Origin of the sequence: Nostoc sp. FACHB-190 (assembly GCF_014696905.1) — a bacterium.
Classification (GTDB): Bacteria; Cyanobacteriota; Cyanobacteriia; order Cyanobacteriales; family Nostocaceae; genus Nostoc_B.
In genome coordinates this window covers 26,553-37,310 of sequence record NZ_JACJQW010000028.1, presented here as the reverse complement: position 1 = coordinate 37,310, position 10,758 = coordinate 26,553, and the positions used below count along the sequence as shown (strand labels likewise).

Annotated in this window: 7 protein-coding genes; 4 read left to right on the top strand and 3 right to left on the bottom strand. The window is 41.7% G+C overall.

The window, feature by feature from the left end; all coding sequences use genetic code 11:
* Positions 1 to 345 precede the first annotated feature (345 nt).
* Together H6G28_RS25150 and H6G28_RS25145 are read left to right on the top strand one after the other, a co-directional pair.
* Positions 346 to 735 carry a hypothetical protein gene (locus H6G28_RS25150; protein WP_190592835.1) on the top strand — a complete coding sequence of 130 codons (390 nt, stop codon included), beginning with the start codon at positions 346 to 348 and terminating at the stop codon, positions 733 to 735.
* A 406-nt stretch (positions 736 to 1,141) separates the two neighbouring features.
* Complete coding sequence (locus H6G28_RS25145; RefSeq protein ID WP_190675147.1) at positions 1,142 to 3,517, top strand: WD40 repeat domain-containing protein; 2,376 nt, start codon at positions 1,142 to 1,144, stop codon at positions 3,515 to 3,517.
* Between the two features lie 196 nt (positions 3,518 to 3,713).
* Here the strand turns inward: H6G28_RS25145 and H6G28_RS25140 are convergent, their stop codons facing one another.
* Both H6G28_RS25140 and H6G28_RS25135 read right to left on the bottom strand, forming a co-directional pair.
* Positions 3,714 to 5,426, bottom strand: a complete 1,713-nt coding sequence (locus H6G28_RS25140) for a diflavin flavoprotein (protein ID WP_190675145.1) — start codon at positions 5,424 to 5,426, stop codon at positions 3,714 to 3,716.
* A gap of 245 nt (positions 5,427 to 5,671) precedes the next feature.
* Positions 5,672 to 7,390: a diflavin flavoprotein gene (locus tag H6G28_RS25135; RefSeq protein ID WP_190675143.1), complete on the bottom strand. Its 1,719-nt coding sequence runs from the start codon at positions 7,388 to 7,390 to the stop codon at positions 5,672 to 5,674.
* Positions 7,391 to 7,797: 407 nt separating this feature from the next.
* On the opposite strand from H6G28_RS25135, the gene H6G28_RS25130 reads away from it, so the two are divergent.
* Positions 7,798 to 8,406, top strand: coding sequence for a YwqG family protein (locus H6G28_RS25130; protein WP_190675141.1), 609 nt, complete (start codon positions 7,798 to 7,800; stop codon positions 8,404 to 8,406).
* A gap of 283 nt (positions 8,407 to 8,689) precedes the next feature.
* Here the strand turns inward: H6G28_RS25130 and H6G28_RS25125 are convergent, their stop codons facing one another.
* Complete coding sequence (locus tag H6G28_RS25125) at positions 8,690 to 9,889, bottom strand: argininosuccinate synthase (RefSeq protein WP_190593506.1); 1,200 nt, start codon at positions 9,887 to 9,889, stop codon at positions 8,690 to 8,692.
* Positions 9,890 to 10,097: 208 nt separating this feature from the next.
* Here H6G28_RS25125 and H6G28_RS25120 point away from each other — a divergent pair, with 208 nt between their 5' ends.
* Positions 10,098 to 10,661 carry a Uma2 family endonuclease gene (locus tag H6G28_RS25120; RefSeq protein WP_190675139.1) on the top strand — a complete coding sequence of 188 codons (564 nt, stop codon included), beginning with the start codon at positions 10,098 to 10,100 and terminating at the stop codon, positions 10,659 to 10,661.
* Positions 10,662 to 10,758: the final 97 nt, after the last annotated feature.

The following is a 10,758-nucleotide window of genomic DNA, read 5'->3' as shown; positions in this document are numbered from 1 at the left end:
TAAGGGAGACAAGGATGACAGGGTAGACAAGGGAGAAATATGTTTGTAAATTATTTAGAATTGCTATATGGCGTTTCTTATTCTAGTGAAGTACAAGCAAGAATAATTAACCGCAGATGAACGCAGCGAAAAGTTGCGTGGGCGGCTCTGCCGACTTGAGCAAACTTTTCAAGACAGATGGACGCAGATAAATTTGTACCTCAGTAGACTAGTAAACGCTATAACTCAAGATATCTTTAAATGAGTCTTGCATTATGCCTATATGTGATGGTTTTATTCAGGCACTTAGTTAAAGTAAATGCGTCACGATTAATCATGATTAATGATTAATATCAAGAGGCCAGAATGAAAAACGCAATTATTACTAAAACACTCATAACATCTGTTAGTTTGTTAGCTTTGTTTGCACCTAGCCAAGCCTCGGCTCAACTAGTACCCCAGCCTTGGGTTTCTGTTGGTAGTAAAGAGGGTGATGTAACTTATGCTGTGGGCGCGAGAGCTTTAAACTTGGGTGTGGAAGTGGGAAATGGCCCTGATGGTGCGACGGGCGTAGATGTGTTGAAGTTCATTAATTTGCCCGTGATTTCTCCTTATGTTGGCTTGGGATTATATTCGCAAGATAAGGGCGTGGCTGTTTCTGGTGGTGTTCAGGTGGGTGCAACCAAAAATGTTTTCGTGGGGGCAGGTTATAATTCTGTGAGAGGTGTGAATGGGCAGTTAGGAATTAGATTTTAATTGTTTGGGAAAATATAGGGTATTTTCTAGTAAAATACTCTGTTTTGATTATTTAATTTGGATTTATTGCTAAAATATTGCTATAGCTTTTAATTATAACATTAATCTTTAATTAATTAGGGTTTCTAAGATTCAGCCAGGAATTAGTTTACTTAAGTTTCTCAATATTTTAAAATTTAATTAAGGTGGCGATCGCTAGACAACATTTCCTGGCAATTCTTCTATGATGCTCGGTAATTGGTCGGGAATTAGAAATTTAATTTCTGGGCAAATATGATCCTGCTCAGTAGTAGGCTGGCTTAGGGCGATGATTGTAAGTGATGAATTGTAGCAATACTTCATCATCAACTGCTACAAACATATATTTACTCTCTCAAGATTATACTTATCTAACAGGCATCCCTGTATGGAACAAGGGTTAAGGTTACTTATCCAACTCGTGCTAGAGTTTGCACCTGTAGTTGTCAACCTAGTACAAAAAAGAACAGCAGAAGGTCTGACAACAACAAATTCTCAAATACCGCAATTTATCGAAGAGGTTATCGAATTTGTTAATAGTACAACTAATGGTAAAAGTGCCGAAGATGGATTTCAGCAAGAAAAACTGCTGCAACAGCAATTAGCAGTTTATCAACGAGAAACACAAATACAAATAGCCCAACAGCAAAGAGATACATCTCTTCAGTTACCCGAAGTTAATAAAGTTTTAGATAGTTGGCCGTTAAGATTATATCCTTCGCAAATTTTAGAGACTCATAATACACAGACAAATATTCCTCTGAAAATTTTTCTGGCTCCTCCCCAAATAAAGTTTGACCAATTTGACTGTTATCCTGAAGAAATTTCGGAAGTAGAAAGAATTTTAGCCGAAGGTATCCGAGAATTTATTAATACTAATTATTCTCTCCATCATCCAACAAGACCAACAGAATTTTTAGCAGGTGCTTGGGATAGTAAGCGTTTTCATAGTGAATCTAGTATTAAAGCTTTGTTTAGTTTATTAAAAACAGAGCCAATTTTGATTTTAGAATCAGACCATGATGGAGATTATTTAAATTTTCGCATTGCTTATTGGGGTTTAGGGCAGGAAAATTATTTTTATAAAACTATCTCGCGTTTACCATATAAAGAGATTTTACAAGAGTTTGCTAAAAGTCGGGCATTAGAGTGGAAAAAAATTAGGGATGAATTAATTAATTTAGGGGAAGATTTAGAGGAAATCAATCAACTAGGCGGTGATAATGTCCATAATTTAGCTCTTTTAGAAAAGACTGAAAAATGGCAAGCCAAAGGAATTGATATTAGTAAACTGTCGTTGAAGTACCAGATAAATCAGGAGGATATTGCTAAATTTTGTCAGGTATTAATCACCTGCCATTGTTTAGTTGCGGCTTGGGTAGCAGATGCTTATCACTTAGTTCATCATGATGTACCGCCATTATTGCCAGAGTTATTACCTAGTTTTCTTAAAGATAGGCTGGACTTGCCGACGGTACAGGCAATGTCAGAAGATAATATTTTGCAGGTATATGCCGCAGGTTATCAGCAGGTTTATCAAGCTCTAGCAAAGGAGCGTCGATATTGGGTTCCGGAATTAGCTTTGCAATTAGCGCAGAGTTTATCACATTTACCCGATCGCACCTGGGCAGCAGAACAAGTAGATTATTCGATTAATACTTGGTTGGAGTTACGTCAAGTGGCAACTCAGGCATTTCCCAATGCTCTAGAAGCCATGCAATCTGCCATCAACGTCGAAGATGAGGAATATATCTACAAACTCCAAGAATATTTTATCGCAGTGGGCGATCGCCAAAGTGTTGCCGCTACAGAAAAAATTTTACAAGCGATCGCCACCCTCAAACACAAACGCCACCTCGAATCTCCTGAACTTATCTACACCTTAACTGATCATTCTGGTAAAGTTGCATCGGTGGCTATTAGTCCCGATGGCGAAACTGTAGTGAGTGGCTGTGCAGATCAAACAATTAATATCTGGAATTTACAAACCGGCAAACAAATCAGAACTATCTCCGGGAATTTAGGCGAAGTTTCATCGGTGGCTATTAGTCCCGATGGCAATTTTTTGGCGGTGGGGAGTTGTCAACATCCCAAAAGTAACGTCACAGTTTGGCATTTACAAACTGGTCAGTTAATTCACACCTTATTAGGACATCAAAGACCAGTCAATGTTGTCGATATTAGTCCAGATGGGCAGATTCTCGCTAGTGGCAGTAATAAAATTAAAATCTGGAATCTCCACAAAGGCGATCGCATTTGTACACTTTGGCATTCTTCATCCGTTCATGCTGTAGCCATCAGCCCTGATGGTGGCATTCTCGCCAGTGGTAGTTCCGATAGCAAAATCAGACTGTGGAACCCCCACACAGGTGATCCCCTCCGCACCCTCACAGGTCATACAGGCGAGGTAAAATCAATAGCTATGAGTCGGGATGGGCAACTGCTGTTTACTGGGAGTGCTGATACAACCATTAAAATTTGGCATTTACTCACAGGTAAACTGTTGCAGACTCTCAACGGTCACTCAGATGAAGTCAAATCAATTGCCTTGAGTCATGATGGTAAACTGTTATTTAGTGGTAGTAGCGATCGCACCATAAAAATCTGGCAGATTGCGACAAATGAAATTCTCTACACCCTCACCGGACATTCAGGAACAGTCAATTCTCTCGCCCTCAGTCCCGATGGTAAGTTGCTTGTGAGTGGTAGTTCTGATAAAACCATCAAAATTTGGCAACTGACAGCCAGGATAAAGCAAGGCTAAGTTACTGAACGAACCGCCAAGTACGCCAAGGACGCAGAGAGAAGAAAGCACCAAGCAACTGGTGTGCTAATTCCATTCGTCGGGGCTAGGTGCAAAGCGTGTGTATAGATAAAAAAAAGCTAGTGCTGTCCAGAATAATTTCAGCACCAGCTTTAGTTGTATATATCCGCAGGGCGGTTAGGGAAAGGGAAATTTGTTAGTAATGAGTACCTGTTTTGCGGTGATTAATTGCTGTGACTGCATCTGGCTTGATTAATTTACCGTTGTCAACAGTGGCGTAAACTACCCAGTGGTCGCCGCATTCCATACGTTGTTCAACGGAACATTCGACGTAAGCAAGAGCATCGGTCAGAACGGGACAGCCATTATCAGCAGGAGTAGTGCCGAAAATGGCAAATCTATCTTCACCGGGGGCGAAATTCTTGCGGAAATGCTTCATGTATTCTTGTTGATTGCCTTCCGCCAGGATATTTAAGGCAAACTTACCGCCAGGATACATCAAAGATTCTATGGCGCGTTCTTTGGCGATCGCTACAGTTAAACCCGGTGGGTTAAAGGTGGCTTGCGATACCCAAGCACCCAACATTCCGGTAGAAACATCGCCTTGCTTGGCAGTAATCACGCAAACTGAACCCACAATGCGCCCAACGGCTTGTTCTATAGGGGTTGCAGCTTGTTGGGGTACGCGGATTTTTTTCGCCTTTTTCAAGTTTTGGGCGAAGTCTGTACCGAGTTCTTCGCAGAATTTGAGGGTAACATCGTCGGGTTTGAACTTAACTTTTAAAGTTTCAAAACCCAGGCGATAGCCAGCATCGCGCAATTTACCTTCAATCATTTCGACAGCTTCACCACTCCAGCCGTAGGAACCGAAGACACCCGCAACTTTGTTGTTATCGCCAACTTTCAAGACAATACCTAAAGCGGTGTGAATGGGTGTCGGTGCATGACCGCCGATAGTAGGGGAACCGATAATAAAACCATCTGATTTTTCGACTGCGGCTTGAATTTCTTCGGGGGTAGCAAATTCGCAGTTGATTGATTGAACTTCTACACCGCCTTTGGTTAATCCGAGGGCGATCGCTCGTGCTAGTGTGGCAGTATTACCGTAAGCTGAAGCGTATAGTAAAGCCACCGAAATTTCTCGATTTCGTTGCGAACGGCTCCAGTCGCTATATGCTTTGGTCAGTTCAATTAAACTACTGCGAACAATCGGCCCGTGACCAACTGCATACATCCGCACTTGGAAATCAGAAATTTTTTCCAAAGCCGATTCGACATGCTTCGCTTGGGAAGCCATCAAACAGTTGTAATAGTAGCGTTGGTCTTCTTTGATTTGTTCCCAATGGTCATCAAAAACATCCTCACCGCAGATATGTGCGCCGAAAAGTTTATCAGTGAACAAAATTTGGGTTTGCTGGTCATAAGTGCAGAGGTGTTCTGGCCAACGAGGGTTAGGTGTGGGGAAGGATTTCAACACATGACCCTTACCTAAATCGAGGGTTTCTTTCCCCCGCATTACCAAAATATTTAAACTATCATCAGGGAAAGCTGCCTTTAAATTAGCAGCACCAGGAAGAGAACAAACAAAGGTAATTTGTGGAGCTACTTCCAGCAATGTTTTTAAAGTTCCCACCCGGTTGGGGCTAAAATGTCCCAGGATGACGTAATCTAATTTTTTCAAATTAATGTTCTGCTGTAATGCTTCCAAAAAAATTGGTGTGAAAGTATCAGCAGGTGGGTCAATAATCGCCGTTTTATCACCTTCAATCAGATAACAATTAGAGGTTGTACCTCGTTCTAATGCGTATTCAATTTCAAACCGCAGACGTGACTTACTACGCGCTCTGAGAACTTTGATGTTGGTCGCAATGGAAGAAACCTGTACGTCACGGGGTTTGGAATCGCTCATAGGTGTTGGTTGATGTGGAGATAAAAAGGGCAAAAACCGAGCTTTAACGGATTGAATAAAATCTGTAAAAGACATGATGAAGTATGAAGTGTGAAGTATGAAGTATGAAGTGTGAAGTCTGAAATATGAAACATTATTGAGACAGCAGATTGGAGGTGAATTAGATACCACTTTTCAGAAGAAAAGTCTATTCCCTGTAACCTGTCACCTGTTACCTGTTCCCTCTTTCAGACTTCAGACTTGATTTAGTAATAGTTCCCGACTTTGCGATGGCGGACTGCGGTTAAGCCATCGGGTTTAGAAACACGACCGTCTTGGACTGTGCAGTATAAAATCCAGTGGTCGCTGCACTCCATACTACTCTGCACTTCACATTCCATATATGCAAGGGCATCTGTCAAAATGGGTGAACCGTTTTTGGCGGTTTGGGTTTTCACACCTGCAAATCTATCAGCACCGGGATGTAGACGCTTGAGGAAGTGCTTTTTCAGTTCTTGATAGTTGCCTTCTTCTAAAACGTTCAGCACGAAGCGATCGCCTACCTGCATTAAAGCATCAATGGCGCGGTCTTTGGCAACGGCAATTGTAAATCCTAATGGTTGCAAGCTGGCTTGACTAACCCAAGAAGCTAACATCGCACTGCTAACATCACCTTTTTTGGCGGTGACGATATACAGTCCGTTGCTAATTCTGCCTAGGGCTTTTTCCATGTTCACATCAAGAGCTTTGATTTGCTTGATGTTACGTTCGCGGGTGACGGCTTGCCCTAAATCTGTGCCGGCTTCTGTACACAATTGATAGGTAGAGGCGGTGGGGGCTTCTTTAATCCGAATGGCTGGGAAGGCTTCTTTCACACCGGAGTCGAGAAATTTCCGGCGGAGGGTATCGATTGGTTCATCATCCCCACCAAAGCATTCAAATAAGCCAAAGAATTGTTTGTCTTTAGCAACGGAAATTAAAGAACTAATACCAGCTTGCGCCGCAACTGAGGTAGAAGGAGGCATCCCAATGATAATACCAGCTGCTCTACCTGCGAGTTCTTGAATTTCTTGGGCTTCGGCGGTGCTGAGGTCAAGCATTTCTACACCCACACCAGTTTTTTGAATCCCTTCCGAAATGGCTTGACCGAGGCGATCGCTATAACCATACTCAGAAGTGTAGAATAAACCAACAGTGGTGAGGGCTGTGGCTTGTCTTTGGCTCCAGTTTTGGTAACACTCGGTGAGAATATCTAGATGATGATAAAGTAAAGGCCCGTGACCGTTTGCGATGATTTTAATCTTGCCGAGTTCACCCATCCGCTTCATCGCATTCAACAGCGATCGCGCATTTGGCCCCATCAGACAGTCATAATAAAATCTAAAGTCAGCTTCGATCGCTTCTAAATCTTCATCAAAGGTGCGATCGTCACAAAAGTGCATCCCAAAGGCATCGCAAGTATAAAGAGTTTGGGTTTTGCGATCAAAACTAAAAATGGTGTCAGGCCAATGCAAGTTAGGCGCACTCACAAATTCTATTTCGTGACCTTTGCCAATATCAATGCGATCGCCACTTTTGACAATTCGCTTGGAAAAAGGATCATGCACCAAACCTTCCAAGAATTGCAATGCAATTTTAGAAGCTAAAACAGTCGCTCGTGGTGCTAATTGTAAGACATCTTCCACTAAGCCGCTATGGTCTGGCTCTGTGTGGCTAACAATAATGTAATCAATGGTCTTGGGGTTGACGATACTTTTGAGAGTGTCTAAATAAAGTTGGCGAAACTTCTGGTGAGAAGTGTCAATTAAAACTGTTTGTTCGCCCCGAATTAAATAGGAATTGTAAGTCGTACCGTTTTGCAGTCCGAATTCGATATCGAAGCGATCGCGATCCCAGTCAAGACAGCGAATCGCCGTGGTGTTTGGGGCAATTTCTACAGTTTGGACAGTAAGCCGATGCTGAATATTTTCTGCGACCGCTACCATTATTCGTCTCCGAGCGCAAGTTTTTAATAATCTTTCTCTGCCCCCATTGTGCGACTAAATCATTTTTAAAGTTGTAATGAAGACTAGTTTTCAAAATTTGGTAGTTGTATCAATTATTGCTGTTTTTCAGCATTATTTTTAACTCAGAATATTCCTTGTAAATCAGTCACAGTCAGGGTATCACGTTTTAAATGTTAATATTTATTGGCATAATTTAAAATCCCTAACATATCATACATAACTTATTTTTTTGACCAGATTTCCGTAACAAAAAGCATAGATTTCAACACCGATGTGTTTAAAATCAGAGTATGCTGTACTGATCATTTCGGATTTACTTTTAAAACATCTACTTACTCTCGGTTGTTAATATTTAATTTCTAGCTAACTTTGAGACAGAGAAAATAATGGCTTTGTTAATGCGGGAATCTAATCAAGCTCCCCTTCATCAGTTGACAAAGATCAGTGGGAAACCCTTTGCGCCTTTAAATACTGAATGGGTGAGTTGTCGTGTATGTGGTGCGTGGATGCAGTTTCTTGGTCAGATTGACTTAGAAGCAACGATCATAAAAGGGATTTGCGATCGCAAACAGCTACTCCTTCTATTTATGTGTAGTAATAACCCTGGAATGTGTGATGAATGGGATGCTGATTTGGGAGGTAATGCAGCAATACTAGTTTCTAAAACTAACCTGACAAGTCTTGAACCACCTTGTGATCAAGAAGAGTTTCTTTCAGAAGAAATTTTGTTAACACTGGATGAGTGCGACGATTCGGCAGACACTTATTGTGATATTTTGAACCAATTTCAATATCAAATATGCGGCAAAATTGGTGGTGAACCTCTGTGGATTCAAGATGATGAAACTCCGATTTGTAGTTGTGGAGCTAGGATGAAGTTTGTAGTTCAGTTGGAACCCAGTACCGCATTCAATTTTGGTGATTCTGGTTCTGGATATGGCTTTGTGTGTTCAGTATGCCAACAACAGGCGAAGTTTCTTTGGCAATGCTACTAAATAGCTATTTTTCTGAATACAGCCAAGTATTTATATGTATACATGAATAGCGTTGGGTGCAAGATGTAAAGTGAAAGACTTAATGACAGGATGTTTGAAATATCATCCTGTCATTAGATCCCCCTAAATCCCCTTTTCAAGGGGGACTTTGATTCTAGTTCCCCCCTTTTTAAGGGGGGTCAGGGGGGATCGAAATGCTACTAGGCACCTTTATCAGACTTGTGTGTACACCGTAGCTTTTTAAGGGGGGTCAGGGGGGATCGAAATCCTGTTATAACAATAATTATCTATCTTGTTGCGCCCAAATCCGGGTGGGAAGACCCCAAACATAGATAAAGCCTTCGGCGGCTTTGTGGTCAAATTGGTCTTCAGCGCCGTAGGTAGCTAAGTCGGGTGTATAAAGGGTGTTGTCACTCCAACGACCAACTATCGTGGCGTTACCTTTGAACAACTTCACCCGCACAGTTCCTGAGACACGTTCTTGAGTTTTTTGAATGAACGCATCCAAAGCAGCTTTGAGGGGACTGTACCACAAACCGTTGTAAACCAATTTGGTGTAAGTATCTTCAATACCGCGCTTATATTGGGAGACATCTGCGGTTAAAGTTAAGCTTTCTAAATCGCGGTGTGCGTGAATTAACACCAACATTGCTGGTGATTCGTAGATTTCCCGTGATTTGATTCCTACCAAGCGATTTTCAATCATGTCAATGCGACCGATGCCATGATTGCCTGCTAATTCGTTGAGTGTTTCAATTAATTCAACGGGGTTTTTAGCTGTACCGTTGACAGTGGTAGGGATACCCTTAGTAAAACCAATTTCAATATATTCTGGCTCATTGGGGGTATCAGTGATCGCTTTCGTCATCTGATAAATTTCTTCTGGGGGTTCGGCGGCTGGATCTTCCAACACACCCGCTTCAATACTGCGACCGAGCAAGTTTTTATCAATACTGTAAGGTGAAGACTTTTTCACAGGTGCGGGGATACCGAACTTTTCCCCGTAGGCGATGGTTTCTTCGCGGCTCATGCCCCATTCCCGCGCGGGTGCTAAAATTTTGAGACTGGGATTTAAGGCAGCACAGGAAACGTCAAAGCGTACCTGATCATTACCCTTACCAGTACAACCATGTGCGATCGCATCAGCACCATATTTCTCGGCTGCTTCTACTAATATTTTGGCAATTAAGGGACGAGCCAGCGCCGTTCCCAAAGGATAGCGATTTTCGTAAAGTGCATTAGCTTGAATCGCGGGAAAAGCGTAATCTTTAACAAAGCTGTCTTTGACATCAATTACCAGAGACTCACTAGCACCCGACTTGAGAGCCTTTTCTTTGATTGGCTCTAATTCATCTCCCTGGCCTAAATCTGCGGCGAGAGTTATCACCTCTTCCACACCCCACTCTTGCTTGAGGTAAGGAATGCACACAGAAGTATCTACACCACCTGAATATGCTAAGACAACCTTTTTGGCGCGACCCATTGGTTTCTCCAGTTAGGAAAACAAAGAATGACACAATATTATATCGGACTAATACAGGTAGATTTGCTGGTGTTGTGCGATCGCCCCAATGGTTATATCAATTCTCGATGACATAAAGAAATACAACGCTGATAGATTCAGGAGTATTTCAGCTTGCCCCAGTCAGTGATATTCCATAATTAAAATACAAGAGACAGTGGAGGCGCTCATGACTATGCAGTTATTAAGACATAAATTTACAGTGCCGCAATATCATAAAATGATTGAGTCGGGTATTCTCACAGAAGATGACCGGGTGCAACTGATCCGAGGAGAAATTGTTGAGATGTCGCCTATTGGGACAAAACACGCTGCTTGTGTAAAGTGTTTAAATAAAATCTTGTCTACTAAGTTAAGGGATAGAGTTCTCATTGCTATTCAAGACCCTGTGGAACTAAATGATAATTCACAACCACAGCCAGATGTGGCATTACTCAAACCTCGTGATGATTTTTATGCAGATGCACACCCCCAACCTCAAGATATTTTCTTATTAATTGAAGTGGCTGATTCGACAATAATTTATGACAGGGAAGAAAAAATTCCTTTATATGCAGAAGCTAATATAATTGCGGTTTGGTTAATAGATATTAATGAGCAAGTTGTTGAAGTTTATCAACAACCAACAGCTACAGGATATGAGCATATACAAAAGTTTGCTGGTGGTGAAACTTTATCAATTCCAGGGTTTTCTGATGTCACAATTACGGTCAATGAAATCTTTGGTAGATAAATCACGGGTTCTATTTTTGTATCGCGCAAAGGCGCAAATAAGAGCGTTAGAGGGATGTTCATGTTCAAAGGCTGAGGCTTCAAGTATAAATTACCTC